This window comes from Pseudomonas sp. IT-P171 (genome assembly GCF_949767765.1).
Lineage (GTDB): Bacteria > Pseudomonadota > Gammaproteobacteria > Pseudomonadales > Pseudomonadaceae > Aquipseudomonas > Aquipseudomonas fluorescens_B.
On record NZ_CATKQN010000011.1, the window covers coordinates 120,434 to 146,913 of the forward strand.

Below are 26,480 nucleotides of genomic sequence, written 5' to 3' on the forward strand. Positions count from 1 at the left end.
TTCAGTCCTTGAGCTCGGGGCGGTCGCGGAACTGTTCCAGGGCCTCTGGATTGGCCAGCGCATCGGTGTTTTTCACCGGCTGGCCATGCACCACATTCCGCACCGCCAGCTCGACCACTTTGCCGCTGATGGTGCGTGGAATGTCCGTTACCGCGACGATTTTCGCCGGCACATGCCGTGGCGTGGTGTTGGCGCGAATGACCTGGCGAATCTGCTGTTGCAGGGGCTCGTCGAGTTCGACGCCATCGCGCAAACGCACGAACAGCACCACCCGCACGTCATCCTGCCACTGCTGGCCGATGGCCACGCTGTCGATCACCTGCGGGACTTTCTCTACCTGACGGTAGATTTCCGCTGTGCCGATGCGCACGCCGCCGGGGTTGAGTACGGCGTCCGAGCGGCCGTGAATCATCATTGCGCCGTGAGTCAATTGTTCGGCGTAATCGCCCTGGGCCCAGACGCCCGGAAACTGGCTGAAGTAGGACGCGCGGAGCTTTTCGCCGGTCGGGTCGTTCCACAGGCCGATGGGCATCGCCGGAAAGTGCCGGGTGCAGACCAGCTCACCTTTTTCACCCATTACGGGAGCGCCGGCGTCATTCCAGACCTCGACGGCCATGCCCAGGCTCTTGCCCTGGATTTCACCGCGACGCACCGGCAGCCACGGATTGCCGTTCACGAAGCACGAAACGATGTCGGTGCCGCCGGACATCGACGCCAGGCACAGGTCAGCCTTGAAGTCGCGGTAAACATAGTCGTAACTCTGCGGCGATAGCGCAGAGCCGGTGCACAGCAGGGTTTTCAGGCTACCAAGATCATGACTTTGCCGAGGTTTCACCCCGGTGCTTTCCAGTGTCGCGAGGTATTTGGGGCTGGTGCCGAACACACTGATTCGCTCGTCGTCGATCAGGTCGATCAAACGCTCGGGGCCGGGATGAAACGGTGAGCCGTCGTACAGCACCACGGCGCTGTCCACGGCCAGGGCCGAGACCAGCCAGTTCCACATCATCCAGCCGCACGTCGTGTAGTAAAACAAACGGTCGCCGGGGCCGAGATCGCAATGCAGGCCGTGTTCCTTGACGTGTTGCAGCAGTACGCCGCCGGTGCTGTGAATGATGCATTTGGGCACGCCGGTGGTGCCGCTGGAATAGAGGATGTACAGCGGGTGTGCGAAGGGCACGGCGACAAAATCCGGCTCGCCACCGGGTTCGTAGAATTCATCCCAGAGTGCCACGTCGGCGTGGGTGCAGAAGTCTGCGGTACGTGCCTGTGGTCGAGCGTAAGGCACGACGATCAATTGTTGCAGCGACGGCAGGCGTTCGAGGATTTCGTTGACCTTGGTGCGCTGGTCGATGTCTTTGCCGGCATAACGGTAACCGGCGCAGGTGATCAGCACCTTCGGTTCGATCTGGCCGAAGCGGTCGATCACGCCTTGGGTGCCGAAGTCCGGTGAGGAACAGGACCAGATCGCCCCGAGACTGGTGGTCGCGAGCATGGCCACCAGGGTTTGCCAGGTATTGGGCATGCACGCGGCGACGCGATCGCCGAGGCCGACACCGGCGGCGATCAGACTGTTTTGAAAGCCGGCGACATGCTCGGCCAGTTCGGCCCAAGTCAGCTGTTCACGCTGGCCGTTTTCGGCGATGGCGATAACGGCCACGGCATCGTCGCGACGGCGCAGCAGGTGTTCGGCGAAATTCAGGGTGGCGCCTGGGAACCATTGGGCGCTGGGCATATGATCGCCTTCGATCAACACCGCGTCGGGTTGATCGTGGAAGCGGATATCAAAGAAATCGACGATGGCTTGCCAGAAGTCGACCCGCTGCTCGATGGACCATTGATGCAGATCGGCGTAGTCGGCGATGTCGAGGTGGTGACGTTGATTGATGAAGCGCCGGAAGGCCTCCATGCGGGTTTTGGCGACGCGCTTGGCGTCGGGTTGCCAGAGAATGTCGGACATGGTTTGCCTCTTCTTCTATGTGTGCACACAGTCTTCTTTGGCGAGGGAGCTTGCTCCCGCTGGGTGGCGAAGCCGCCGCAAAAATGGTCGGATCAGCCAATTTGCGACTGCTGCGCAGCCGAGCGGGAGCAAGCTCCCTCGCCACAGGGGTTAGCGGTCCATCACTGCGCCAACCACCCCCCATCAATATTCCACGCCGCGCCCCGCACCTGACTGCCGGCCTCGCTGCACAGGAACAACACCAGCTCACCCAGTTGCGGCGGCGTGACGAACTCCAGCGACGGCTGCTTCTCGGCCAGCAAATCATGCTGCGCCTGCTGCGGATCAATCCCGGTCGCGATGCGGTCATCGATCTGCTTCTGCACCAGCGGCGTCAACACCCAGCCTGGGCAAATCGCGTTGCAGGTGACATTGGTCGTGGCGGTTTCCAGGCCGACCACCTTGGTCAAGCCGATTACCCCGTGCTTGGCTGCGACGTAAGCGGCCTTGCCCACCGACCCGACCTGGCCATGCACCGAGGCGATGTTGATGACCCGGCCCCAGCCTTTCTGGCGCATGCCCGGCAGGCTCAAACGGGTGCTGTGGAACACCGACGACAGGTTGATCGCAATGATCGAATCCCAGCGCTCCACGGGAAAGTCTTCCACTGGTGCCACATGCTGGATGCCGGCATTGTTCACCAGAATGTCCACGCTACCGAACTCGCGCTCGGCGTAGGCGATCATGTCGGCAATCTGCGCCGGGTCGCTGACATCGGCGGGGTGATGGCCGACCTTGCCACCGAACTGTCCAACCTCGGCAATCACCTTGGAGGCATCGCCGAAACCGTTGAGGATCAGGTTGGCGCCAGCCTTGGCCAGGCTGAGGGCGATGCCCAGGCCGATGCCGCTGGTGGAGCCGGTGACCAGTGCAGTCTTGCCCGTAAGAGTCGTCATGAATACCTCACACAATGCCAGTGGCGTAGAAAGTACCGATCACCACAAAGACCGCCAGGGTCTTGATCAGCGTAATACAGAAAATGTCTTTGTAGGCTTCGCGGTGGGTCAGGCCCGTCACCGCCAGCAAGGTGATCACCGCGCCGTTGTGCGGCAGGGTGTCCATGCCGCCGCTCGCCATCGCGGCAACCCGGTGCATCACTTCCAGCGGAATGTTGGCCGCATGGGCGGCGGCGATGAAGTCATTGGCCATGGCTGCCAGCGCAATGCTCATGCCGCCCGACGCCGAACCGGTGATGCCGGCCAGCAGGGTTACGGTAACCGCCTCGTTGACCAGCGGGTTGGGAATGCTCTTGAGCCAGTCGGCCAGTACCAGGAAGCCTGGCAAGGAAGCGATCACCGCACCGAAGCCGTATTCCGAGGCAGTGTTCATTGCCGCCAGCAACGAACCCCCGACCGCACTTCGACTGCCTTCGGCCAACTTGCCGCGAATCGCCTGGAAGCCGAACACCAGCACCATGATGATGCCGACCAGCAACGCGGCCTGAACCGCCCAGATCGCCGTGAGCTTGGCGATTTCAGTGGTCACCGGCGCCGCCATGCCCGGCAGTGCGAGGCTGTGGGTCTTGCCGTACCACTGGGGAATCCACTGGGTGAACAACAGGTTCATGATGCCGACGGCCAGCAACGGCGACAGTGCAATCCACGGATTGGGCAGTTTGATGTCGGCAGCGGTTTCCGGCTCGTTACGCAGTTCAGTGCCATAGCCCTCACCGGCGGCCTGAGCCTTGTTGCGCTGGCGCTGCAGAAACAGCATGCCGGCGCAGACCACGAAGATCGAGCCGATCAAACCCAGCCACGGCGCGGCCCAGGCGGTGGTGTTGAAGAAGGTGCTGGGAATGATGTTCTGGATCTGCGGGGTGCCGGGCAGGGCGTCCATGGTGAACGAAAACGCGCCGAGGGCGATGGTCGCCGGAATCAGGCGTTTAGGGATATTGCTCTGGCGGAACATTTCGGCCGCGAACGGGTAGACCGCAAACACCACCACGAACAGCGACACGCCGCCGTAAGTCAGCAGGGCGCAGACCAGGACGATCACCAGCATCGCCTGGCGGGTGCCGAGCAGACGAATCGCCGCCGCAACAATGGAGCGCGAGAAACCCGACAACTCAATCAGCTTGCCGAACACCGCGCCGAGCAGGAATACCGGGAAATACAGTTTGATGAAGCCGACCATTTTTTCCATGAACACCCCGGTAAAGGCAGGGGCGACGGCGGAAGGGTCGGTGAGCAGAACGGCGCCGAGGGCGGCAATCGGGGCAAAAAGGATAACGCTGTAGCCACGGTAGGCCGCGAGCATCAGCAGCGCAAGGGCTGCCAAGGCAATGATCACACTCATGGTGTGTCTCCTGGATTGTTATTTTTGTGTGGTGAAGCTGTGTGCGGGAGGGGCTATAGCGAGTTTCGTGCCACAGGAGCAACGTATTGAAATATAAGGATATTTTATCTGCGGAAGAGCGAAATTCAGTTTTTTGTCTCTGATTTGAGACTTTTTTAATGCTGCAGGCCTGATCGCGGGCAAGCCCGCTGCCACAGGTTGAGCAGGTTTTTCTCGAAGCATGCGATCCCTGGGGGTCGTGGGCTTGCCCTTGATGGTCTGTCTAACAATGGAGATTTATGTCTCGTTATAGAGACTCAGCAATCCCCAGCGCCACCATCTTCTTGTACAACGTCGACCGCCCAAGCCCCAACCGAGCCGCCGCCTCAATCACCTTCCCCCCGCATTGCGCCAGGGCAGATTCAATCAATTGCCGGTCAAACCGCTCCCGAGCCTCGCTGAAGGTCTCATGGGCAACCGATTCAATCATTAAGGGCGCGGTGCGTTCGACTGGCGTAAACGTACCAATCGCTGCACGAATATCCTGCACATTCAGCAACAGGTCGTCACTGAGCAACGCCGCCCGTTCCAGTACGTTGCGCAGTTCGCGAATATTCCCCGGCCAGGCGTGTTGTCCCAGTAGCTCCAGCGCTTCGCGGTTCAGTTCATGCTGACTGCGCAGCTCCTCGAGAATCGCTTCACTCAGGGCCGGTAAATCATCGAGGCGATCTCGCAACGGTGGTACCTGGATCGGCAGCACGTTGAGGCGGTAATACAGATCGGCACGAAACTCGCCGCGTTTGATCGCCGCTTCAAGGTCGGTCGAGGTCGCCGCGATCACCCGCACATCGCTCTGAATCACTTCGTTGGAGCCCACCGGTTCGAATTCTTTTTCCTGCAACACCCGCAGCAGTTTGCTTTGCAGGGGCAGCGGCATGTCGCCGATCTCATCGAGGAACAGCGTCCCGCCCTGGGCAATCTGCAGCTTGCCGGCACGGCCCTTGCGGTCTGCACCGGTGAACGCGCCGGGGGCGGTGCCGAAGAATTCGGCTTCCAGCAACGACTCGGGAATCGCTGCGCTGTTGATGCTGACGAAGGCTTTATGGGAACGTGGTGACGCCCCGTGAATAGCCTGCGCCAACAGCTCTTTGCCGGTGCCGGTTTCGCCGAGCAGCAGCACCGGCGAATCGGCGCTGGCACTGCGCCGGGCGCGGCGTTTGACTTCGAGGCTGGCCGCACTGGTACCGATGAAATGGGCGAAGTTGTACTTGGTCTGCCGTGCCCGCAGCAGCGAACGGGTGGAGGCCAGTTCTTCCTGCATGCTCATGTAGCGCTTGAGCATTGGCGAGAGGCTGCGCAACTCGTCGAACAGCGCAAAACCAATCGCACCGATCACCACGCCGGCATCGTCGTGAATCGGCAGGCGCATGACCACCAGCGGTTCCTTGGGGGTGTCCTGCATGTCGAGCAGAATCGGCCGACCAGTGCGCACTACCTCGCGCAGCAGGCTGCCGGGGATCACGCTTTCGCAAGCCTTGCCGATGGCCACTTCAGCCGACGCCAGACCGAAGCGCCTGGCATAGCGTTCGTTCATCCAGACGATGTTGGCGTCGCGATCGACGATCACCGTGCCTTCACTCGACTGCTCGATGATCTCGAACAACGAACGGATCGCCAACAGGCGAACGCGCTGGTAGTCCTTCAGGCTTTCGGTGGTGTTCATGTGGGCTGATCCTGATTGTGTACAAAGCCAGGCACTGGATTATGCCTACCGCGGATGCGCCGCCGCCAACAGCTCTTTGGTGTACGGATGCTGCGGTGATTCGAACACGTCGTGGCTGGCGCCGCTTTCCACCACCTTGCCGTCCTTGATCACGATCATGTCATGGGCGAGGGCGCGGACGACCGCCAGGTCGTGGCTGATGAACAGATAGGTCAGCCCGTGTTTTTCCTGAAGCTGGCGAAGGAGGGCAACCACCTGTTTTTGCACCGTGCGGTCCAGCGCCGAGGTCGGTTCGTCGAGCAGGATCAGCGCCGGTTTCAGCACCAGCGCCCGGGCAATGGCGATGCGCTGGCGCTGACCGCCGGAAAATTCGTGAGGGTAGCGATGGCGACTCTGCGGGTCGAGGCCCACTTCCTGCAGTGCACGAATCACCTCGGCCTTGCATTCGTCCGCCGTCAACTGGCTGTGAACCTCAAGGCCTTCGCTGATGATCTGCGCCACGGACATCCGTGGGCTGAGGCTGCCGAAAGGGTCCTGGAACACCACCTGCATTTTTTTGCGCCACGGCCGCAGCTGCTTTTGCGTCAGACCGTCCAGCGCTTCACCCTGAAAGCGAATGCTGCCTTCGGAGTCGAGCAGGCGCAGGATCGCCTGCCCCAGGGTGGACTTGCCGGAACCGGATTCACCGACAATGCCCAGTGTCTTGCCACGCTGGACATTCAGGCTGATGCCATCCACCGCATGCAAATACGTTTTGCGCTGGAACAGTCCGCCACTGAGGGCGAAGCGCACGGAAAGATTGTCCACTTCCAGTACGTTTTCGCGCGTGTCCCTGGCCAGCGCTTCACCTTCCGGTTCGGCATTCAGCAAGACGCAGCTGTACGGATGCTTCGGCTCGGTGAACAGCGCCTCGCACGGCGCCTGCTCGACGATTTCCCCAGCCTTCATCACGCACACGCGCTGGGCGATGCTACGCACCAGATTGAGGTCGTGGCTGATCAGCAGCAGCGACATGCCGAGTCGCTGTTGCAGGGATTTGAGCAGCAGCAGGATCTTGCGCTGCACCGTTACGTCCAGCGCCGTGGTGGGCTCGTCGGCGATCAGCAACTCCGGTTCGCAGGCCAGGGCCATGGCGATCATCACCCGTTGCCGCTGGCCGCCGGACAGTTGATGCGGGTACGCCTTGAGCCGTTCCTTGGGTTTCTGGATGCCCACCAGGTGCAGCAACTCAAGAATCCGTGCCTGCGCGGGTTTGCCAGTCATGCCTTTGTGCAACAGCAACGTTTCGCCGATCTGCTTCTCAATGCTGTGCAGCGGGTTGAGCGAGGTCATCGGCTCCTGGAAAATCATCGCGATGCGGTTGCCGCGCAACTCCCGCAGCACTTTGGAGGAGGCGCCGAGCAATTCCTTGCCGCGATAGCGGATGCTGCCGCTGGATTCGGTGCCGGTCTCGGGCAGCAATTGCAGGATCGAGTGCGCGGTCACCGATTTGCCGGACCCCGACTCACCGACCAGTGCCAGGCATTCGCCGGGGCGGATGTCCAGGCACAGATTGCGCACCACGGTCTGGCCGCTGAAGGCCACGCTGAGGTTGCGGATTTCGATCAGGTTACTCATATCAACATCCGCTTGTTCAAGACCGAGGATCAAAGGCGTCTCGCAACGCCTCGCCGATAAACACCAGTAACGAAAGAATCAACGCCAGGGTGAAAAACGCCGTCAACCCCAGCCACGGCGCTTGCAGATTCTGTTTGCCCTGACCGATCAGTTCGCCCAGCGATGCACTGCCGGCCGGCATGCCGAAACCGAGGAAATCCAGCGCGGTGAGCGTCGAAATCGCTCCGGTCAGAATGAACGGCAGGTAACTCAGGGTTGCGTTCATCGCATTGGGCAGAATGTGCCGCACGATGACTTTGCGGTCGGTCAGGCCCAGTGCGCGGGCGGCTTTGACATATTCCAGGTTGCGTCCGCGCAGGAACTCGGCGCGCACCACGTCCACCAGCGCCAGCCAGGAAAACAGCGCCATGATCCCCAGCAGCCACCAGAAATTCGGCTCGACGAACCCTGACAGGATGATCAGCAGGTACAGCACCGGCAACCCCGACCAGACTTCCTGCAAGCGCTGACCGATCAGGTCGACCCAGCCGCCGTAATAACCCTGCAACGCGCCGGCGGCGATGCCGATCAGCGCGCTGACAAACGTCAGCATCAACGCAAACAGAATCGACACCCGCGCGCCGAAAATCACCCGGGCCAGCACGTCGCGCGCCTGGTCGTCGGTGCCCAGCCAATTGACGCTCGAGGGCGGGCTCGGCGCCGGTTTGTTCAAGTCATAGTTAGGTGTGTCGTCGCTGAACGGGATCGGCGGAAACAACAGCCAGCCGCCATCCTTTTTGATCAGCTTCTGCACATAGTCGCTGCGATAGTCCGCCTGGAACGGCAGTTGCCCGCCGAATTCCTGCTCGGTGTAGCGCTTGAAAACCGGGAAGTACAACGAACCCTGATAACTGACCACCAGTGGTTTGTCATTGGCGATCAGCTCGCCGCCCAGGCTCAAGAGGAACAGGCCGATGAACAGCCACAACGACCACCAGCCACGACGGTTTTTCTTGAAACGTTCGAAACGGCGACGCGCCAGCGGCGAAAGCTTGAACATCAGGCATTCCTCGCGGCGAAGTCGATACGCGGGTCGACCAGGGTGTAGCAGAGGTCACCGACCAGTTTTATCAGCAGGCCGAACAGTGTGAAGATGAACAGCGAACCGAATACCACCGGATAATCCCGGGACACCGCGGCTTCGTAACTCATGCGGCCCAGGCCATCGAGGGAAAAGATCACTTCGATCAGCAGCGAACCGGCGAAGAACACACTGATGAACGCCTGGGGAATGCCCGACACCACCAACAGCATCGCATTGCGGAACACATGGCCATACAGCACGCGCCGTTCGCTCATGCCTTTGGCGCGGGCGGTAACGACGTATTGGCGGGTGATTTCATTGAGGAAGGAGTTTTTGGTCAGGATCGTCAGCGTGGCGAACCCGCCGATCACGAGCGCCGTCACCGGCAACACCAGGTGCCAGAAATAGTCGGCGATCTTGCCCACCGTGGACAGCGACTCGAAGTTGTCCGAGACCAGGCCGCGCACCGGAAACCAGTTCAGCGACGTGCCGCCGGCGAACACCACGATCAAGAACATCGCAAACAGGAACGCCGGCATCGCATAGCCGATGATGATCGCGGTGCTGCTCCAGATATCGAAGTGGCTGCCGTGATGCACGGCTTTGCGGATGCCCAGCGGAATCGACACCAGGTAAGTGATCAGCGTGGCCCACAGCCCGAGGGAAATGGTCACCGGCATTTTTTCCAGGATCAGGTCGGTGACCGTGGCGCCGCGGAAGAAGCTTTTGCCGAAATCCAGTTGCGCATAGCTTTTGAGCATCAGCCAAAGGCGTTCCGGGGCCGGCTTGTCGAAGCCGTACTGTTTTTCTATTTCCTTGATCAGTTGCGGATCCAGGCCGCGGCTGGCCCGCGAACTGACGCTCATGACTTCGCTGGAACCACCGCCGACACTGGCGCCGCCGATGCCTTGCAGGTGTGCGATCGCCTGTTCCACCGGACCGCCCGGCGCAGCCTGAACGATGACGAAGTTGACCAGCAGGATGATCACCAGCGTCGGAATGATCAGCAGCAAACGCCGCAGAATGTAAGCCCACATCAGTGCGGCCCTCCGGGTTTGCCGCGCTTGATCAGCTCGGCGGTCATCTGTTGGTTGGTCAGCGGCGTGGTGCTCACTTCCCACCAACTCTCGATGGCTTCGTCATTGGCGGCCTGCACGCTGGGAATCCCGAAGCGGTTCCACCACACGGTCGAACTGCCCGGCGGATAGTAGTTGGGAATCCAGTAGTAGTTCCATTGCAGCACCCGGTCGAGTGCATGGGCGTAGCGCAACATGTCGGCCTGGGTGGTGGCACGAACCAGGCCGTTGACCAGCGTATCGACCGCCGGGTTTTTCAACACCATGTAATTGTTGGAGCCCGGATCATTGGCCGCCGCGGAGCCAAAATAGTTGTTCAGTTCGTTGCCCGGCGAGGTGGTGACCGGATAGCCGGTGACGATCATGTCGTAGTCCCGGGACATCAGCCGATTGACGTACTGGGACGAGTCGATGCGGCGGATGTTCAGGTCGATACCGATCTGCTTCAGCGTGCGCTTGTACGGCAGCAGCAAACGGTCCAAGCCGTTCTGGCTGACCAGGAAAGTAAAGCTCAGCGGTTTGCCTTCGGCATTCACCAGTTGGTCGCCATCGGGTTTCCACCCGGCCTGCTCCAGCAAGTCCAGCGCTTGCAGTTGTTTGTCGCGGATCACGCCGCTGCCGTCGGTTTTCGGTGCTTCGAAGACTTTGGTGAACACTTCGTCGGGAATCTGTCCGCGCAAGGGTTCAAGAATCGCCAGCTCCGCGGCATCCGGCAGGCTGCGGGCGGCGAGTTCGGTATTGGAGAAAAAGCTCTGCTGGCGGATATAGAGGTCGCGCATCATCTGCCGGTTGCTCCATTCAAAATCCCAGAGCATCGCCAGTGCCTGACGTACACGGCGATCCTGAAACAGCGGATTTTGCAGGTTGAACACGAAGCCTTGCGCCGATTGCGGTGCGTTTTGCGCCAGATGCGCCTTTTGCAGGCGCCCGTCACTGAGCGCCGGGCTGTCGTAGCCGATGGAGTAACCGGTGGCGGAGAATTCACGGTTGTAGTCATAGGCGCCGCCGCGCAACACTTGGCGCGCCACGTCGGTATCGCCGAAGTACTCGATGCTGAAACGGTCGAAATTGTAGAGGCCGCGGCTGACCGGCAGGTCCTTGCCCCACCAGTCGGGATTGCGCTCGAAGGTGATACTGCGCCCGGAGTCGACCTTGCTCACCTTGTACGGACCGCTGCCCAGTGGTGGCTCGTAACCACCGCCGCTGGCGAAATCACGGGTTTTCCACCAATGCTCGGGAAACACCGGCAAGGTCGCGATGTCGAGGGGCAGGGTGCGGTTTTCGTTGCTCTTGAAGTCGAACCGAACGGTGCTCGGCGATTCCACTTCGACGCCTTTGACGTCGGCGAATTGCGTGCGATACCGCAGACTGCCCTGGGTCATCAGCAGGTCGAAGGTGTAGCGCACGTCCTCGGCGGTGATTGGCTTGCCATCGGCGAAGCGGGCCTTGGGGTTGAGGTAGAAGCGCAGGGACAACCCGTCATCCGAACGCTCCATCTTCTGCGCCACCAGGCCATAAACGGTGTAAGGCTCGTCCAGCGAGCGCTGGGCCAGGGGCGAATAGATCAAGCCGTCGATCTGCGTCACGCCGATGCCTTTGTCTATATAAGGCAGGACATGATCGAAATGCCCGATCTCGATCGCCGAGCGCCGCATCGTCCCCCCCTTGGGGGCCTGCGGATTGGTGTAGGCAAAATGACTGAAGCCGGCAGGGTACTTCGCCGGTTCGCCGTAGACGGTCAGCGCATGTTGGGGGGCGGCGTTCACACCGGCGGCGCCCAGCAGCAGGGCCACGGCAGTGAACAACAAAGTAGGGAAAGCCAGTCGCATTGTCAGCCTTAGAGCCGGGTGGTCGATAACCGCAATTTGTACGCTAGCGGCGCGTCCCTCGCCAGCCGTATCACGCATACGAAACACGACGGCCCACCAAAAAGGCGGGCCGTTGTGCGTAGAACTTGGCGATTGGATCAGTCCTGGCGGCTGGTCACTTCCAGCAAGTGGTAACCAAACTGAGTCTTGACCGGACCTTGCACCACGTTGATCGGTGCACTGAAGACCACGGTGTCGAATTCCTTGACCATCTGGCCTGGACCGAACGAGCCCAGGTCACCGCCTTGGCGGCTGGACGGGCAGGTGGAATTGGCTTTGGCAATTTCGGCGAAATCGGCACCCGCTTCGATTTGGGCTTTGAGTTCGTTGCACTTGTCTTCGCTGGAAACCAGGATGTGACGGGCAGTGGCTTTAGCCATGGGAAATACTCCTTTCAATGTTCAATAAACTGCGGAGCCTACCGGATTCAGTGGCCCATTTCTTCTCAAAGTTCCTTCCAATGCCTAAAGGCCAGCCTTTCGCAGGCGTTCGGCGTGCTGCACATACAAATCAATGGGGTTGATGCCCTTGCGTACCCGACCGGCTGTCTGGTTGATGCTGTCCAGATGGTCGAGCGGGTAGTCGGAACGGATCACTTTGCCCAAATGAGAGCTGAAGCGTCCGACCATGCCGTCGTTCTGGTCGGCTTCGGTGGTGAAATAGCGAGAAAACGCCCTTGCGAACCCGTTCAGCGGATCGAGTGCATCGAGCCCTTCATCGAGAGCGGTCCCTTGCAACGTGCCGCTCCAGGAATAGTAGCGAACCCCGTTGACCTGTTCCCGACCCTTGCCGCCCCAGTTTTTGGGCAAACCCTGGGGGTATTTCTCATTAAACCCGTAGACACCTTCAGTGGTCAGCGCATTCAACGCGGCGATAGCGTTCTGCGGCAGCTGCGGGTTGCCACTCAGCAACGACAGGAAATCGGCGAACAAGGTGGCGACCGCTTCGGCAGCGCGTTCCGGGAGGCGTCCGGGCGTCAGTGCCTTGCGCAGGAAGTCCGCCAGTTCCGAGCCGTGGTTCGGTCCGCTGACCGACGTCACCGACGCTACGATTTGCGGCGCTATCGCTGCGGCATAACGTGCGGCCAGTGCCCCCTGGCTGTGCCCGATCAGGTTGACCTTTTCTGCACCGGTACCTTCCAGCACGCGTTCGATCTGTGCCAGAAGCTGTTCGCCACGTGCTTCGTTGGTATGGGTAGCCGACAGGTGAGGTATGAATACCCTCGCGCCGTCACTGCGCAGTGCTTGCCTGATGTCCTGGAAGAGTTCGAACCGGCCGATCCGGTCGAAACCGAACAGGCCGTGAACCAGCAGGATGGGATAGAGAGTGCTTGCATTCCGTTGCATGTTCGTACCTTTTCGCGGGAGTTCGAGGAAGTGCTCGGGCCTCACTCTAAAACACTCGGGCGTTCGCGCGATGTCTGAAAATGCCGCGGTGAAGGGGTGAAAAACGGAATAGGTAAGGTAGGAATACTCGAATCAGCAGGAGGCTTTTTTCGGAATGCCCGGACGTCCTTTAACCGGAGGTAGCGCAGAGTTCTGCAATGCCCTACCTCCGACATGTCATTTGCCTGTCATACCGCTCGCAACCGTTCCGCCGCCGACCGCAACAACGCTTCCGTCCCGTCCCATCCCAGACAACCATCCGTTACCGAAACGCCATACCGCAGCGTCGGGCTCAACGGCTGGCACCCCTCGAACAAATGACTCTCGATCATCATCCCGATCAACGACCGATCACCCTGCAAACGCTGCTCAAGCACATCGTTGAACACCGCCGGTTGACGCAGCGGGTCTTTGCCGCTGTTGGCGTGGCTGCAGTCGACCATGATCCGTGCCGGGATCTTCAGTTTGGCCAAGTCGCTGTTCACTTGGGCGACGCTGTCGCGGTCGTAGTTCGGGCCGCGATGGCCGCCGCGCAGTACCAGGTGCGTATCAGGATTGCCCGGGGTCTGAATGATCGCCGGATGCCCCTGACTGTCGACACCGAAATGCCGATGCGGATGGGCTGCCGAGCGCATGGCGTCGCTGGCAACGCCGACGCCGCCATCGGTGCCGTTCTTGAAGCCGACCGGCATGCTCAGGCCACTGGCCATTTCCCGGTGGATCTGCGACTCGGTGGTGCGAGCGCCAATGGCCACCCAGCTGAGCAGGTCGTCGAAGTAACCGGCGGCCATCGGCTGCAACAGTTCGGTGGCGACCGGTAAACCCAGCTGGAGTATTTCGCGCATCAGCTCGCGGGACAGGGTCAGGCCGCCGGCCATGTCATCGCTGCCATCCAGGTGCGGGTCGTAGGCCAGGCCTTTCCAGCCAACCGTGGTTCGTGGTTTTTCGACGTAGGCGCGCATCACCAGCAGCATCTTGTCGCTGACTTCGGTGGCGAGGCGGGCGAGGTTGCTCGCGTATTCGAGGGCGGAGCGGGGATCGTGAATCGAGCAAGGGCCGACGATGACCAGCAAACGGGAATCTTCACCGTTGAGGATCGCGCGGACCGCGTCGCGGTGGGCGGCGACTTGGCGAGTCATGGCGTTGCTGAGGGGCAGTTGCTGTTTGAGTTGCAATGAGCTTGGCAGACGCAGGGTCAGCGCTTCATTGGCAGGGCTCAGGGTAGACAGCGGCAGAGCAGAGACGGACGAGTTCATATTCAGGCTTCCTGGGCGGGCGGCGGGTTTGTTCCCGCACGCTCGGCCCTACTGGGGTGTTCGACAATTGGCCGGATTGGCTGCGTGTGTGTGCTTGCCACCTGTGGGTGACCGATCGGAGGCGGCAGGCTGTCCCGAGCGGAGGCTGCTAAATCGCCAGGCGGTAAAACTGTCGTAACGGTAATAAGTGGCGTAGTTCATGTCGTGAATCCTCGAGTTGTCTGGTTATTGCTGAAAAGTGTCTGGGGCTGAAAAAACAAAACCCCCGGTCGGGAGGCCGACCGGGGGTTGAGAATTCTCTGGTGGCGACCCGTTTAAAATGGGCGCCGTGTGGGTATCAGGCGCGCCAGTGGCTAAACCAATACCCAAAATAAAAGCTGACCGGAGCGCAAACGACGTTCACCCGGGCAGCCGCAACCGAGCGCGGGGCGCTGGCGGAACGAAGCTGTGAGAGGGTGTTGAACATGGTCTGTCTCCGATGGATGCGCCGAGCTTACTAGAGGCCGGTACACGGATTCAATCACAAATTGCTATCGATCAGTCGCGGCGTTTTCTATTGCTTGAGTGCGTCGGGGGTTGTGACACACTCGCCATTTAAACAAATGCACCACGCCGTAAGGACGAACCATGACGACGCTGACCATCGCCGCCGCTCAATCGATCTCTATCGCGGGAAATCTGGCCGCCAATATCGCCTGGCATCAACGTTTCATGCAGGTGGCGGCGGAGCAGGGTGTGCAGTTGCTGGTGTTTCCGGAACTGTCGCTGACCGGGTACGAGCGCGGGCTGGCCGCTGAGCTGGCCATTGCGCCGGAGGACGCTGTGCTGAAACCGCTGCGGGATTTTGCGCTGGAAACTGGCGTAACGACCGTGGTCGGGATGCCTATTCGTCTGTCGGAGAATTCGCCAGTGTTGATCGGCGCGCTGATCTTCGGCGCCGATGGCTCGCTCGGGGTCTACAGCAAGCAGCATCTGCATCCCGGCGAGGAAGTAGCGTTTGCACCGGGCTACGGCGGTTCGACCCTGACCATCGGTGGCGATACGGTCGCTCTGGCGGTGTGCGCCGATTTTTCCCACGCCAGCCATGCGGCCGCAGCGGCTCAGCAGGGCGCCGACGTGTATGCCGCGGGCGTGCTGATTACCGAAAACGGTTACGCCCCCGATACTGCGTTGCTGCAGGGTTATGCCGTCACGCACTCGATGGTAGTGCTGATGGCCAACCATGGCGGTGCGACGGGGGGCTGGGAGTCGGCAGGACGCAGCGCCATCTGGGCGTCGGACGGTTCGCTGATTGCCGTCGCACCCGGCACCGGCGATCTGCTGGTCGTTGCTCAACGCAAGGCTGACGGCTGGGCGGGGCGCGTCGTCGCCGTCGCGGAGGCCTGATGGGGTTCGATTTACGTCCGGCGGCGGCGCAGGATCTCGACTTTGCTCGTGAGCTGACCTGTACAACCATGCTCCGCTACTACATTCAGCACGATCTGCTGTGGCAGGACGAGGCCTTTGATGTGGCCTGGGCGGGACGGGAAAACTGGCTTATCGTGCGCGATGATGTGCGGCTGGGGTATGTGAGCCTGAGCCGAGACGCAAGGGCCTTGTACATCCGCGAATTGCACGTGCTCGAAGGCTACCGGGGGCAGGGTGCCGGTTCCTGGGCGATCGATCAGGTATTGGCAATGGCGTGCAAGGAGCGGCGACCGGCATTGCGCTTGACGGTTTTTGAAAATAATCCGGCAAAAGTGTTGTACGAGCGAAAGGGCCTGACAGTGGTCGGTAAAGACGAGTGTTTCCTGAGAATGCAGCGCGATGTCGATGCCTCGTATCGCTGAAACACGCATAAGACAAGCCTTTCAAGATGAATTGAAACTTTTTATATGACGCTTGCCGCTAGGTCTGCCAGTCGCTTTTTGCTAAGGTGTCGGCAACTCAATAAGACCATATCGCGAGGTGTCTGCTTGATTAGGGTGCTAGTAGTCGATGACCATGATCTCGTTCGTACAGGCATTACACGAATGCTGGCTGACATCGATGGCCTGCAAGTGGTCGGCCAGGCCGAGTCAGGCGAAGAATCCCTGCTCAAGGCGCGTGAGTTGAAACCCGATGTGGTGCTGATGGACGTCAAGATGCCCGGTATCGGCGGTCTTGAGGCCACCCGCAAATTGTTGCGCAGTCATCCGGATATCAAGGTGGTTGCGGTCACCGTGTGTGAGGAAGATCCGTTTCCTACACGGTTGTTGCAGGCGGGAGCCGCAGGTTACCTGACCAAAGGTGCCGGGTTGCCGGAAATGGTCCAGGCCATCCGCCTGGTGTTTGCGGGGCAACGCTACATCAGCCCGCAAATTGCCCAGCAACTGGCGATCAAATCCTTTCAGCCGACCAACGATTCGCCGTTCGACGCCTTGTCGGAACGGGAAATCCAGATCGCACTGATGATTGTCGGCTGCCAGAAGGTGCAGATCATTTCCGACAAGTTGTGCCTGTCGCCCAAAACCGTGAACACCTACCGTTACCGAATTTTCGAAAAGCTTTCGATCAGCAGCGATGTCGAGTTGACGCTGTTGGCGGTTCGTCACGGCATGGTTGATGCCAGCCTCTGATAATGACTGACACCTTTGATCCAAGTGCTTTCCTGTCGACGGTCAGTGGACGCCCCGGCGTCTACCGCATGTTCGACAGCGACGCGCGCCTGCTCTATGTCGGCAAGGCCAAGAACCTCAAGAGTCGCCTGTCGAGTTACTTCCGCAAGTCCGGGCTCGCTCCGAAGACCGCTGCACTCGTGGCACGTATTGCCCAGGTCGAAACGACGATCACGGCCAACGAAACCGAAGCCTTGCTGCTCGAGCAGACGCTGATCAAGGAATGGCGCCCGCCCTACAACATCCTGCTGCGCGATGACAAATCCTACCCGTACGTGTTTCTCTCTGATGGCCAGTTTCCACGCCTGAGTATTCATCGCGGTGCGAAGAAGGCCAAGGGCAAGTATTTCGGTCCCTATCCCAGCGCCGGTGCGATTCGCGAAAGCCTGAGCCTGCTGCAAAAGACCTTTTTCGTGCGCCAGTGCGAAGACAGCTATTACAAGAACCGCACGCGGCCGTGCCTGCAATATCAGATCAAACGCTGCAAGGCGCCCTGTGTCGGCCTGGTGGAGCCCGAGGTGTACGCCGAAGATGTGCGGCACTCGGTGATGTTCCTCGAGGGGCGCAGCAACGCGCTGACCGACGAGTTATCCGCCGGCATGGAAGAGGCAGCGATCAACCTCGAGTTCGAGCGTGCCGCCGAATTGCGCGACCAGATCTCGTTACTGCGCCGGGTCCAGGATCAACAGAGCATGGAAGGCGGGACGGGTGACGTCGACGTGATCGCCGCATTCGTCAACCCGGGCGGTGCCTGTGTTCATCTGATCAGTGTGCGCGGCGGCCGGGTGCTGGGGAGCAAGAACTTTTTCCCGCAAGTGGGTATTGAAGAAGACGTTTCCGAAGTCATGGCCGCGTTTCTCGGTCAGTACTTCGTCAGCAGCCCTGAACGGGATTTGCCGAGCGAGCTGATCGTCAACGTGGTTCACGAAGATTTTCCGACGCTGATCGCGGCCATTGAGGAGTTGCGTGGTCGCGAACTGACCATCAGCCACAGGGTTCGCGGGACGCGGGCCCGCTGGCAGCAATTGGCCGTGACCAACGCCGAGCAGGCACTGGGCGCGCGCCTGGCCAACCGCCAACACGTCGCCGCGCGTTTCGATGCGCTCGCCGACGTGCTGAAACTGGATGAGCCACCGCAGCGCCTGGAGTGTTATGACATCAGTCACTCCAGCGGCGAAGCGACCGTGGCGTCCTGTGTGGTGTTCGGTCCCGAAGGCCCGATCAAGTCCGACTACCGGCGCTACAACATCGAAGGCGTCACGCCGGGCGATGACTATGCCGCGATGCACCAGGCCCTGACCCGACGTTTCAGCAAGCTGAAGGACGGGGAGGGCAAGCTGCCGGACATTCTGCTGGTGGACGGCGGCAAGGGGCAGTTGTCCATGGCGCGCGATGTGCTCAATGAGCTGGCGGTGCCCGACCTGATTTTGCTGGGCGTGGCCAAGGGAGCGACGCGCAAGGCCGGTTTCGAAACCCTGTACCTCAACGACGCCGCCCACGAATTTACCTTGCGTGGTGATTCCCCGGCGTTGCATTTGATCCAGCAGATCCGTGACGAAGCCCACCGATTCGCAATCACCGGGCACCGTGCCCGTCGTGGCAAAACGCGTCGCACGTCTACACTGGAGGGCGTTGCAGGCGTTGGACCAACACGCCGGCGCGATTTGTTGAAACATTTTGGTGGATTGCAGGAGCTGTCTCGTGCCAGCATCGACGAGATCGCCAAAGCCCCCGGGATCAGTAAAAAGCTCGCAGAGTTGATTTATGCAAATCTGCACAGCGAGTAGAATGCCACCTCACCTCGTAGCCAGTTGTGCCGATGAATATCCCTAATCTGATTACCGTTCTACGCGTCCTGCTTATCCCGATCTTCATTTTACTGTTTTACCTGCCTTACCAATGGAGCTACCTGGCGTCCGCTTCGGTCTTTGCGTTTGCCGCCGCCACGGACTGGCTGGACGGTTATCTGGCTCGACGTCTGGAGCAAAGCACGCCGTTCGGGGCTTTCCTCGATCCGGTGGCCGACAAACTGATGGTCGCCGTGGCGCTGGTGTTGCTGGTGCAGGAACACGGTAACCTGTGGCTTACGCTGCCGGCCGCCGTGATCATCGGTCGAGAAATTGTCGTCTCGGCGCTGCGGGAGTGGATGGCCGAGCTCGGTGCTCGTGCTCACGTCGCGGTGTCGAACCTGGGCAAATGGAAAACCGCTGCGCAAATGCTGGCGCTGGTGATCCTGCTGGCCAATCCGTCGGATTTCACGTTCTGGGTTCTGGTGGGTTACGCCTTGCTGCTGATCTCTGCGGGCCTGACGCTGTGGTCCATGGTTCAATATTTGCGGGCTGCCTGGCCGCATCTGAAGACCGACGTGGAAAAGAAATAAACTTTTTTGAATCAAAGGGTTGACGGGGCCTCTGGATTCTATAGAATGCGCCTCACCAAGACGCGGGAATAGCTCAGTTGGTAGAGCACGACCTTGCCAAGGTCGGGGTCGCGAGTTCGAGTCTCGTTTCCCGCTCCAAGATTCACAAAAAGCGCCACTCAATGAGTGGCGTTTTTTTGTGCGTGGTATTTACGTTCAGCGTTGAAAAGAGAGGCTTCGGCCTCTTTTTTCGTTCCAGCGAGTTTTGCTGACCACTTTTTTTGTACGTTAAAACGTACATCGATTTCGTCTCAACATACACGATCAGTAGGGCGGCAGAATCAGCGCGCTGTCACAGCCGTAGCCAGACCTGAATACTCCTGCATTGCATCCTCCAACGCCTCCCGAAAATACTCCTGCGACGCCCGGTCACAGAGGATGTGCAAGCTCGCCTGCTGCACGGTGCCTGAATTGATGACGATCACGTTGATGCGTGCCGCCGACGTCTGGGCCACCGCTCCCGAGCCGAACGCCTGCGGGCTCAGATCAACCCCGCAGAGCTTGGCCAATACGTCGCTCAGATGATTCCCCATCAGCTGAAAACAGGCATGGCTGTCCTGACGAGGCAGCAGATAGTTGGCTTGATGGTCGAGTTCCCAGCGGGCCTCTTCATCCGCCATTCGTTGGCCCTGATCCTCTGGACTGCCCAGCAGTAGGTACTCGGTCTGCGACAGCCGCGCCACCTGACTGCCATCGGCTTGAATCACCGCACGGTTGGGCGCATCTGGCAGGGCGAAGCCGCGACTGCGCAGGTACTCGGCACTGTAGGCGCCGCGAAAACCGACCCGCGGCAGGTCGGTCAGGTCCGCCAGGCGGCACCCCGGCAGCGGTGCCAGGGCTTGCCGGGCGATGCTGTGTTGTTCTTTCAGACTGGTCATGACTCAAAGCTCCTGGCGTTGGTTGTCGGGATCGAAGAAGGGCAACTGCACCACCTCGGCCTGGACCACGATGCCGCCTTCGACGCGGATCGGAATTTGTTGCCCAGGCGTGCTCTGGTCGATGCCGGCGTAGGCCAGGCCGATGATCTTGCCCAGGGAGGCGGAATACTCGCAGGATGTGACGTTGCCGCTGATGTCCGGGCCGTTAAGGACCAGATGGCCTTCCAGCGGTTGCAGGCTGCCTTTGGGCAGGCTGAAACCCACCAGTTTGCGTTTCAGTGGCTGGGCTTCGAGGATGTCCACCGAACGGCGGCCGACGAAGAACGGCTTAGTGCGGCTGATCGCCCAGCCCATGTCGATTTCCGCCGGGTGAGTCATTCCGTCGGTGTCCTGGCTGATGATCACGTGGCCTTTTTCCAGGCGCAGCAGGCGCTGGGTTTCGACGCCGAAGGGGCGGATGTCATGTGCTTTGCCGGCCTCAATCAGTGCGTCCCAGAGCTTGAGCCCGTGACGCGCGGGTACGTGAATTTCATAGCCCAGCTCGCCAACAAAACCGACTCGCAACAACCGGGCCTTGATGCCGGCCACGGTGCCTTGACGGACGCCCAGGTAAGGGAAGGCTTCGGCGCTGAGATCGAGGTCGGTGCAGACCTGTTCCAGCACCTTGCGCGAGTCCGGCCCCGCGACGTTGACCGCGCAAATGGCCGCGGTGACGTTGGCGACGTCCACGTCCAGGCGCCACTGTGCATTCCACTTGAGCATCTGCTGATAGATCCGGTCGACGCCGCTGGTGGTGGCAGTGACGTAGAAGTGATTTTCGGCAAACCGCGCGCAGACCCCATCGTCGATCACCACCCCATGCTCATTGGTCATCAGCGCATAGCGAGAACGGCCGATCGGCTGTTTGAGGAAGGCAAAGGTGTACATCCGGTTGAGCAGTTCGGCGGCGTCCGGGCCGCGCACGTCCAGGCCGCCGAGGGTCGAGACGTCGATGAGGCCGACCTTGTTCCGCACGTGCAAGGCTTCGGCTTGCATGCAGCGTTCGCGATCCTTGGCGTTGCCGTAGTAGGCCGGGCGTTGCCAGATTCCGGCGGGCATCATCTTCGCCCCGGCTTGCAGGTGTCGGGCATGCATTGGCGTTTGCCGGTACGGGTCGAACGCGCGACCGGCGACATGCGCCAGTTTTTCAGCCACAAACGGTGGTCGCGCCGTGGTCACGCCAGTTTCGCTGATGTTGCGTTGGGTGGCCCAGGCCACCAACCGCGCGGTCGGCAGCGCCGAGTGACGACCTTGAGACGGGCCCATGCCGACGGTGGAGTAGCGCTTGACCAGTTGCACGTCGCGATAGCCGATCCGGGTGGCGTTGACGATGTCGGCCACTTGCAGATCCTCGTCGAAGTCGACGAAGTCCTTGCCCTTAGGGTGCGGGAAGATTGGCCAATTAAAGTTGACCCGCGCCTCGCCGCTGAATGGCGCGCGTTGCGTGTCGACTGTCAGACCCAGCGCGAGGGCGGCTTCGGCACCGGCATTCACACCATCGGCAATCACGTTATCCAGCTGGTGACGACCGTTGACCGAGCCGGCGACATTCAGATTCTTTGGCAGGCCGCTGAGCGTGAACTCGGCACGCTGATCGTCGTAGGCCAGCTTGCCGCCAGCCTGGCAAAGCAGTTGATAGACCGGCATGTAGCCGGCGGACATGCACAGTAAATCGCACTCCAGGTGTTGCCCGCTCTCGGCGACCTGGCCTTGTGCGGTGATCTTGCGCACGTCGACGCCGTTGATATGGCGCATGCCTTTCTCGTGCTGGGCCTCATATACGGTGCTGTTGCTCTGATGGTAGATCTTGCGTTGTGCCAGTGCGAGCAGCAAGGATTCGTCCGAAGGACCATGGCGCAGGTCCACCACAGCGACGACCTCCACGCCCTGGTCATGCAGATCCAGCGCGGCGAGGTAACCGTCATCGTTGCCCGTCAGCACCACGGCGCGGTTACCGGGTTTGACCGCATACAGTTTCATCAGCCGTTGCGCGGCGCTGGTCAGCATCACGCCCGGCAGGTCGTTGTTGCGAAAGATCACCGGCTGATCGAAAGCACCGCTGCACACCAGGCACTGGCGGGCGCGGACCTTGTACATGCGTTTGCCCTGAATCACCGGCAGGTAATTGTCGGTAAACCAGGCGTTGCAGGTGGCCTCGGTCAGGATCTGGATATTGGCGTGTTGCTCTACTGCAGCGAGCAGTTCGCGGCGCAGGTTTTCAGCCTTGTTGCCGTCGATGTCGAAGCGCGCGTAGTTCAGCGAACCGCCGAGAACCGGTTGTTGCTCGATGAGCAACACTTTGGCCCCCGCGTCGGCTGCCGTCAGCGCCGCATGAAGCCCGGCGGGGCCTGCGCCGATGACTGCCAGGTCGGTGAAAAGGTAGGCCTTGTCGTAGTACTCGGGCTGGAACTTCAGGTCGAGCACGCCGAGGCCGGCCTTCTTGCGAATGATCGGTTCCCATACTTTCCACATGCCCTTGGGCTTGTAGAACGAGCGGTAGTAGAAACCCACCGGCATGAATTTCGAGAACTTGCCGAGGTAGGCATCCTTGTCGTTATCCAGCGAGCCGTTGACGTTCTGCGCTGTCACCTGCAAACCGGCGGACAACGCGTGTGCGTCGGCCAGCACGTTCGGCTCTTCAGACAACTGTACCAGGCTGTTGGCGTCCTGACCGGCCATGGTCAGCGGGCCGCGGGGGCGATGGTATTTGAACGAACGGGAGATGAGGAAACGCCCGTTGGCCAACAGGGCGCTGGCGATGCTGTCGCCTTGCAAACCTTGGTAGCGCTGGCCGTCGAAGCTGAAGTCCAGTGGTTGATCACGGTCGATCAGCAAGCCCATAGGGGCGGGTAGACGATTCATCCTGCGATCTCCTTGGCGGCGCTAAAGTCGACACGGGCGGTGAACAGCTCTTTGGGGTCGAAGGTCCGCAGGATTTCGTCGGTTACGGTGTGCCGCTCCGCCAGAAACCAGTAGCTGGATGGAGTGTGCATCCACCACTCGCGCACCACGCCGGCGAGGTTGTCGGTATTGAACACGTAGTCCGCCCAATCGCCGTCGCTGCACGTGACGGGGTCGGGCATGGGTTTGAATTCACCACCATAGGTGAACTCGCTGATATTGCGCGGCCCATTGAGCGGGCACGTCATGATTTTCATCGTCTGCTCTCCGTCAGTGGCTGGCCGCCGTGGCGCCCATTTCGTTGACTTGCTGGAAGGTCGAGAAACGTTCGAGGCCGAAAGGTTTGATCAGCTCCGGCACCTTGCCGCCGCTGGCGACCAACTCGGCCATGGTCTTGCCGCAGATCGGCGTGGCCTTGAAACCCCAGGTGCCCCAACCGGCGTCGAGGTAGTAATTCTTCACCGGCGACAGGCCCATGATCGGGCTGTAATCCGGGGTCATGTCGGTGATGCCGGCCCATTGGCGCATCAGCTTGGCGTTGGCCAGGAACGGGAACATCTCGATCGCATGGGCGATCAGGCTTTCCTTGAGGTCCAGCGTCGAGCGGGTGTTGAACAGCGGATAGGGATCGGAGCCACCGCCGAAAACCACTTCACCACGGCTGGTCTGTTGCACATAGCAGTGCAGGGCAGAGGAACTCACCAGCGGATCGAGAAACGGTTTGAACGGCTGGGTGACCATCGCTTGCAGCGGGAAGGTCTGGATCGGCGAACGGATCCCGGCCTTGGCCATCAGCAACGAACTGTGCCCGGCAATCGCCTGCACCGCACAACCGCATTTGATGGTGCCTCGGTTGGTCTTGACGGCGGTGATGGCGCCGTTCTCGATGATCAGGTCCTGGACTTCGGTGAGCTGATGGATTTCCACGCCGCGCTTGGCGGCTTGTTTGGCATAACCCCAGGCCACCGCGTCATGGCGCGCGGTGGCGCCGTCGATGTGCCAAAGCCCGGCGATTACCGGCAAGTGGCCGGGATCGAGGTTGAGGCTGGGCACCAGTTCACGGATCTGCTGCCGGTCGATCATCTCGGTACGGCCGCCAAAGTGTTTGTTGACCTCGGCGCGCTGCCGGAACGAACGCACCGTGGCATCGGTGTGGGCCAGGGTCAGTTGGCCGCGCTCGGAGTACATGATGTTGAAGTCGAACTCGTTGGACAGCGACTGGAACATTCGCACCGACTCGGCATAAAAGCGCACACCTTCGCTGGTCAGGTAGTTGGAGCGGATCACCGCGGTGTTGCGCGCGGTATTGCCGCCGCCCAGGTAAGACTTTTCCAGCACCGCGATGTTGGTGATGCCGTGGTACTTGGCCAGGTAGTAAGCGGTGGCCAGACCGTGGCCGCCGGCACCGATGATCACCACGTCATAGCTCGACTTGAGTTCCTTTGGTGGCGGCAAATCCACTTCTACCGGGTACTCCGAACTCAGCCCGTACTTCAATAGATTGAATGGCATAGGGCCTCCGATTGGTTGTGTAGAGCCTGGTGTTGCGCAAGGGCAGCGGTGACAGTGTTTTTCATCAGAAAGGCGATGGTCATCGGCCCGACACCACCAGGGACCGGAGTGATCGCTGCGACATGGGGTAGGGCGCTGTCGAAGTCGACATCGCCTACCAGGCGGCTGCGGCCATCGTCTTCGATGCGGTTGATGCCGACGTCAATCACCACGGCGCCTGGCTTGAGCCAACTGGCGTCGATCAGCCTTGGGCGCCCCACGGCGGCGATGACGATGTCTGCCTGCCGGCATAGAGCCTGCGGGTCCGGGCTGCGCGAATGCAGGAGGGTCACCGAGCAGTCGGCCTGCAGCAACAACGCTGCCATGGGTTTGCCGACGATGTTCGAGCGGCCGATCACCACTGCGTGCTTGCCGCGCAAATCGCCGCAGGTTTGTTCCAGCAAATACAAACAACCACTGGGGGTGCAGGGCGCGAGCACCGTGCGACCCTGGCTGAGACCACCGACGTTCTGACTGTGGAACCCGTCTACATCCTTGTCCGGAGCGATAGCTTCCAGTGCACGTAGTTCATCGATATGCGAAGGCAGCGGCAGTTGCAGGAGAATGCCGTGGATCGAACGATCGGCATTCAATCGGGCGATCAGAATGAGTAATTGTTCAGTGCTGGTGTCCGTGGACAGCCGATGTTCCAGCGAGCGGATACCCACCTCTTCGGCGCGCAGGATCTTGTTTCGCACGTAGACCTGGCTGGCCGGGTCGCTGCCCACCAGAATCACCGCCAGTGCCGGTTGAATGTCTTGCTCGCGCAGGCGCTCCACGTCCTTGCGGACCTGTACCAGCACGCGGGCAGCAGTGGCCTTGCCGTCGATCAGCTTGTGCGTGTTCACCGGAAGATCACCGTTCTGTCCTGGTTGAGGAAAACCCGGTGCTCCAGGTGGTACTTGACCGCCTTGGACAGGGCCACGGTTTCGGTGTCGCGGCCGGTGGCGACCAGGTCGTCGGGTAGGTAGACGTGATCGACGCGCTGTACTTCCTGCTCAATGATCGGTCCCTCGTCGAGGTCGCTGGTGACGTAATGGGCGGTGGCGCCGATCAGTTTCACGCCGCGCTGGTAGGCCTGGTGATAAGGCTTGGCGCCTTTGAAGCCGGGCAAGAAAGAATGGTGAATGTTGATCGCCCGCCCCGAGAGTTGCTTGCACAGGTCATCGGAGAGGATCTGCATGTAGCGCGCCAACACCACCAGCTCAGTGTTGGTGTCGTCGACAATCTTCATCAGCTCGGCTTCCTGTCGAGCCTTGGTGTCCTTCGTCACCGGCAAGTAGATGAAGCGAATGCCCTCGCGTTCGGCCATGGGTCGCAAGTCGAGGTGGTTGGAGACGATGGCGGTGATGGTCATGTCCATCTCGCCCTTGTGGTAGCGGTAGAGCAGGTCAGTCAGGCAGTGGTCGAACTTGCTGACCATCAGCAGCACGCGCATCGGTTCGCGGGTGTCGTGCAATTCCCAGGTCATCTCGAACGCCTTGGCGACGTCGGCGAAGCCGTCCTTGATCTGCTGAATGTCGCCCTGATGGCCGTCGTTGAAGCGGAACACCGCACGCATGAAAAACCGGCCGCTGAAGTCGTCGTCGAATTGCGCCATCTCCCCGATGTAGCAACTGTTGTCCGCCAGGTAGGTGGTGACGGCAGCGACAATGCCGGACACCGCGGGACAGGTGATCTTAATGATGAAATGGTTTTTTTCGTGTTGCATGACACGTCCTCGGGATGATGGCGGCAGCTCATCGCATAGCGAAAAAAGTGTCAGCGGACAGCAGGCTCATTCCTTGAGCACGTTTTC

The 26,480-nt window shown here is 60.6% G+C and carries 22 protein-coding genes and 1 tRNA gene; 6 read left to right on the forward strand and 17 right to left on the reverse strand.

Features of this window, described 5'->3' with window-relative positions; all coding sequences use genetic code 11:
• Position 1: 1 nt before the first annotated feature.
• The 11 genes from ACM6I5_RS09040 to ACM6I5_RS09090 all read right to left on the reverse strand — a co-directional run bounded on the left by ACM6I5_RS09040 (position 2) and on the right by ACM6I5_RS09090 (position 14,258).
• Complete coding sequence (locus ACM6I5_RS09040) at positions 2-1,957, reverse strand: acetoacetate--CoA ligase (RefSeq protein WP_017339144.1); 1,956 nt, start codon at positions 1,955-1,957, stop codon at positions 2-4.
• A gap of 161 nt (positions 1,958-2,118) precedes the next feature.
• On the reverse strand, positions 2,119-2,892 hold the full coding sequence (locus tag ACM6I5_RS09045) for a 3-hydroxybutyrate dehydrogenase (RefSeq protein ID WP_414883632.1): 774 nt from the start codon (positions 2,890-2,892) through the stop codon (positions 2,119-2,121).
• A gap of 7 nt (positions 2,893-2,899) precedes the next feature.
• Positions 2,900-4,291 carry a GntP family permease gene (locus ACM6I5_RS09050; protein WP_414879748.1) on the reverse strand — a complete coding sequence of 464 codons (1,392 nt, stop codon included), beginning with the start codon at positions 4,289-4,291 and terminating at the stop codon, positions 2,900-2,902.
• Positions 4,292-4,577: 286 nt separating this feature from the next.
• A complete protein-coding gene (locus ACM6I5_RS09055; RefSeq protein ID WP_414883633.1) occupies positions 4,578-5,993 on the reverse strand; it encodes a sigma-54 interaction domain-containing protein in 1,416 nt (471 codons plus the stop codon).
• Between the two features lie 45 nt (positions 5,994-6,038).
• Complete coding sequence (locus ACM6I5_RS09060; RefSeq protein WP_414883634.1) at positions 6,039-7,610, reverse strand: ABC transporter ATP-binding protein; 1,572 nt, start codon at positions 7,608-7,610, stop codon at positions 6,039-6,041.
• A gap of 16 nt (positions 7,611-7,626) precedes the next feature.
• Entirely contained in the window at positions 7,627-8,649 is a 1,023-nt protein-coding gene (locus tag ACM6I5_RS09065) for an ABC transporter permease (RefSeq protein WP_414879746.1), read from the reverse strand.
• Positions 8,649-9,710 (reverse strand): microcin C ABC transporter permease YejB, encoded by a 1,062-nt coding sequence (locus ACM6I5_RS09070; protein WP_414883635.1) that lies wholly within the window; start codon positions 9,708-9,710, stop codon positions 8,649-8,651. Before ACM6I5_RS09070 ends, ACM6I5_RS09065 begins: the two co-directional genes overlap by 1 nt.
• Complete coding sequence (locus ACM6I5_RS09075; RefSeq protein WP_414883636.1) at positions 9,710-11,578, reverse strand: extracellular solute-binding protein; 1,869 nt, start codon at positions 11,576-11,578, stop codon at positions 9,710-9,712. Before ACM6I5_RS09075 ends, ACM6I5_RS09070 begins: the two co-directional genes overlap by 1 nt.
• A gap of 137 nt (positions 11,579-11,715) precedes the next feature.
• Positions 11,716-11,997 carry a peptidylprolyl isomerase gene (locus ACM6I5_RS09080; protein ID WP_017339136.1) on the reverse strand — a complete coding sequence of 94 codons (282 nt, stop codon included), beginning with the start codon at positions 11,995-11,997 and terminating at the stop codon, positions 11,716-11,718.
• An 84-nt stretch (positions 11,998-12,081) separates the two neighbouring features.
• A complete protein-coding gene (locus ACM6I5_RS09085) occupies positions 12,082-12,963 on the reverse strand; it encodes an esterase/lipase family protein (RefSeq protein ID WP_414883637.1) in 882 nt (293 codons plus the stop codon).
• Positions 12,964-13,190: 227 nt separating this feature from the next.
• The gene (locus tag ACM6I5_RS09090) at positions 13,191-14,258 is read right to left on the reverse strand and encodes a 3-deoxy-7-phosphoheptulonate synthase (protein WP_414883638.1); all 1,068 of its coding nucleotides are present in this window, start codon (positions 14,256-14,258) and stop codon (positions 13,191-13,193) included.
• Positions 14,259-14,885: 627 nt separating this feature from the next.
• Between ACM6I5_RS09090 and ACM6I5_RS09095 the strand changes: the two genes are divergently transcribed.
• From ACM6I5_RS09095 to ACM6I5_RS09120, 6 genes are all read left to right on the forward strand, one after another.
• Positions 14,886-15,644, forward strand: a complete 759-nt coding sequence (locus ACM6I5_RS09095) for a carbon-nitrogen hydrolase family protein (RefSeq protein WP_414883639.1) — start codon at positions 14,886-14,888, stop codon at positions 15,642-15,644.
• A complete protein-coding gene (locus tag ACM6I5_RS09100) occupies positions 15,644-16,087 on the forward strand; it encodes a GNAT family N-acetyltransferase (protein WP_414883640.1) in 444 nt (147 codons plus the stop codon). The genes ACM6I5_RS09095 and ACM6I5_RS09100 overlap by 1 nt, the downstream gene beginning before the upstream one ends.
• 126 nt (positions 16,088-16,213) lie before the next feature.
• The gene (uvrY, locus tag ACM6I5_RS09105) at positions 16,214-16,855 is read left to right on the forward strand and encodes a UvrY/SirA/GacA family response regulator transcription factor (RefSeq protein ID WP_008015884.1); all 642 of its coding nucleotides are present in this window, start codon (positions 16,214-16,216) and stop codon (positions 16,853-16,855) included.
• A 2-nt stretch (positions 16,856-16,857) separates the two neighbouring features.
• Positions 16,858-18,681, forward strand: coding sequence for an excinuclease ABC subunit UvrC (uvrC, locus tag ACM6I5_RS09110; RefSeq protein ID WP_017339131.1), 1,824 nt, complete (start codon positions 16,858-16,860; stop codon positions 18,679-18,681).
• Positions 18,682-18,713: 32 nt separating this feature from the next.
• Positions 18,714-19,274: a CDP-diacylglycerol--glycerol-3-phosphate 3-phosphatidyltransferase gene (gene pgsA / locus ACM6I5_RS09115; protein ID WP_017339130.1), complete on the forward strand. Its 561-nt coding sequence runs from the start codon at positions 18,714-18,716 to the stop codon at positions 19,272-19,274.
• A gap of 62 nt (positions 19,275-19,336) precedes the next feature.
• Positions 19,337-19,412: transfer RNA gene (locus ACM6I5_RS09120), tRNA-Gly, on the forward strand.
• A 182-nt stretch (positions 19,413-19,594) separates the two neighbouring features.
• Here the strand turns inward: ACM6I5_RS09120 and ACM6I5_RS09125 are convergent.
• The 6 genes from ACM6I5_RS09125 to purU are packed head-to-tail and all read right to left on the reverse strand — an operon-like array spanning position 19,595 to position 26,393.
• Positions 19,595-20,191 (reverse strand): sarcosine oxidase subunit gamma, encoded by a 597-nt coding sequence (locus ACM6I5_RS09125; RefSeq protein ID WP_414883641.1) that lies wholly within the window; start codon positions 20,189-20,191, stop codon positions 19,595-19,597.
• Positions 20,192-20,194: 3 nt separating this feature from the next.
• Complete coding sequence (locus ACM6I5_RS09130) at positions 20,195-23,092, reverse strand: 2Fe-2S iron-sulfur cluster-binding protein (protein ID WP_414883642.1); 2,898 nt, start codon at positions 23,090-23,092, stop codon at positions 20,195-20,197.
• The gene (locus ACM6I5_RS09135; RefSeq protein ID WP_123722572.1) at positions 23,089-23,388 is read right to left on the reverse strand and encodes a sarcosine oxidase subunit delta; all 300 of its coding nucleotides are present in this window, start codon (positions 23,386-23,388) and stop codon (positions 23,089-23,091) included. Before ACM6I5_RS09135 ends, ACM6I5_RS09130 begins: the two co-directional genes overlap by 4 nt.
• A gap of 13 nt (positions 23,389-23,401) precedes the next feature.
• Complete coding sequence (locus ACM6I5_RS09140) at positions 23,402-24,643, reverse strand: FAD-dependent oxidoreductase (RefSeq protein ID WP_414883643.1); 1,242 nt, start codon at positions 24,641-24,643, stop codon at positions 23,402-23,404.
• Positions 24,625-25,530 carry a bifunctional methylenetetrahydrofolate dehydrogenase/methenyltetrahydrofolate cyclohydrolase FolD gene (folD, locus tag ACM6I5_RS09145; protein WP_414883644.1) on the reverse strand — a complete coding sequence of 302 codons (906 nt, stop codon included), beginning with the start codon at positions 25,528-25,530 and terminating at the stop codon, positions 24,625-24,627. The genes ACM6I5_RS09140 and folD overlap by 19 nt, the downstream gene beginning before the upstream one ends.
• On the reverse strand, positions 25,527-26,393 hold the full coding sequence (gene purU / locus ACM6I5_RS09150) for a formyltetrahydrofolate deformylase (RefSeq protein WP_414883645.1): 867 nt from the start codon (positions 26,391-26,393) through the stop codon (positions 25,527-25,529). The genes folD and purU overlap by 4 nt, the downstream gene beginning before the upstream one ends.
• Positions 26,394-26,480 lie beyond the last annotated feature (87 nt).

What these genes read in the sequence shown, in the direction of transcription:
- ACM6I5_RS09050 (WP_414879748.1), bottom strand. Translation starts at nt 4,291, where the DNA reads ATGAGTGTGATCATTGCCTTGGCAGCCCTTGCGCTGCTGATGCTCGCG.
- ACM6I5_RS09090 (WP_414883638.1), bottom strand. Translation starts at nt 14,258, where the DNA reads ATGAACTCGTCCGTCTCTGCTCTGCCGCTGTCTACCCTGAGCCCTGCC.
- ACM6I5_RS09045 (WP_414883632.1), bottom strand. Translation starts at nt 2,892, where the DNA reads ATGACGACTCTTACGGGCAAGACTGCACTGGTCACCGGCTCCACCAGC.
- ACM6I5_RS09055 (WP_414883633.1), bottom strand. Translation starts at nt 5,993, where the DNA reads ATGAACACCACCGAAAGCCTGAAGGACTACCAGCGCGTTCGCCTGTTG.
- ACM6I5_RS09140 (WP_414883643.1), bottom strand. Translation starts at nt 24,643, where the DNA reads ATGCCATTCAATCTATTGAAGTACGGGCTGAGTTCGGAGTACCCGGTA.
- ACM6I5_RS09070 (WP_414883635.1), bottom strand. Translation starts at nt 9,710, where the DNA reads ATGTGGGCTTACATTCTGCGGCGTTTGCTGCTGATCATTCCGACGCTG.
- pgsA (WP_017339130.1), top strand. Translation starts at nt 18,714, where the DNA reads ATGAATATCCCTAATCTGATTACCGTTCTACGCGTCCTGCTTATCCCG.
- ACM6I5_RS09080 (WP_017339136.1), bottom strand. Translation starts at nt 11,997, where the DNA reads ATGGCTAAAGCCACTGCCCGTCACATCCTGGTTTCCAGCGAAGACAAG.
- uvrC (WP_017339131.1), top strand. Translation starts at nt 16,858, where the DNA reads ATGACTGACACCTTTGATCCAAGTGCTTTCCTGTCGACGGTCAGTGGA.
- ACM6I5_RS09040 (WP_017339144.1), bottom strand. Translation starts at nt 1,957, where the DNA reads ATGTCCGACATTCTCTGGCAACCCGACGCCAAGCGCGTCGCCAAAACC.
- purU (WP_414883645.1), bottom strand. Translation starts at nt 26,393, where the DNA reads ATGCAACACGAAAAAAACCATTTCATCATTAAGATCACCTGTCCCGCG.
- ACM6I5_RS09075 (WP_414883636.1), bottom strand. Translation starts at nt 11,578, where the DNA reads ATGCGACTGGCTTTCCCTACTTTGTTGTTCACTGCCGTGGCCCTGCTG.
- ACM6I5_RS09085 (WP_414883637.1), bottom strand. Translation starts at nt 12,963, where the DNA reads ATGCAACGGAATGCAAGCACTCTCTATCCCATCCTGCTGGTTCACGGC.
- ACM6I5_RS09130 (WP_414883642.1), bottom strand. Translation starts at nt 23,092, where the DNA reads ATGAATCGTCTACCCGCCCCTATGGGCTTGCTGATCGACCGTGATCAA.
- ACM6I5_RS09125 (WP_414883641.1), bottom strand. Translation starts at nt 20,191, where the DNA reads ATGACCAGTCTGAAAGAACAACACAGCATCGCCCGGCAAGCCCTGGCA.
- ACM6I5_RS09100 (WP_414883640.1), top strand. Translation starts at nt 15,644, where the DNA reads ATGGGGTTCGATTTACGTCCGGCGGCGGCGCAGGATCTCGACTTTGCT.
- ACM6I5_RS09065 (WP_414879746.1), bottom strand. Translation starts at nt 8,649, where the DNA reads ATGTTCAAGCTTTCGCCGCTGGCGCGTCGCCGTTTCGAACGTTTCAAG.
- ACM6I5_RS09135 (WP_123722572.1), bottom strand. Translation starts at nt 23,388, where the DNA reads ATGAAAATCATGACGTGCCCGCTCAATGGGCCGCGCAATATCAGCGAG.
- ACM6I5_RS09095 (WP_414883639.1), top strand. Translation starts at nt 14,886, where the DNA reads ATGACGACGCTGACCATCGCCGCCGCTCAATCGATCTCTATCGCGGGA.
- ACM6I5_RS09060 (WP_414883634.1), bottom strand. Translation starts at nt 7,610, where the DNA reads ATGAGTAACCTGATCGAAATCCGCAACCTCAGCGTGGCCTTCAGCGGC.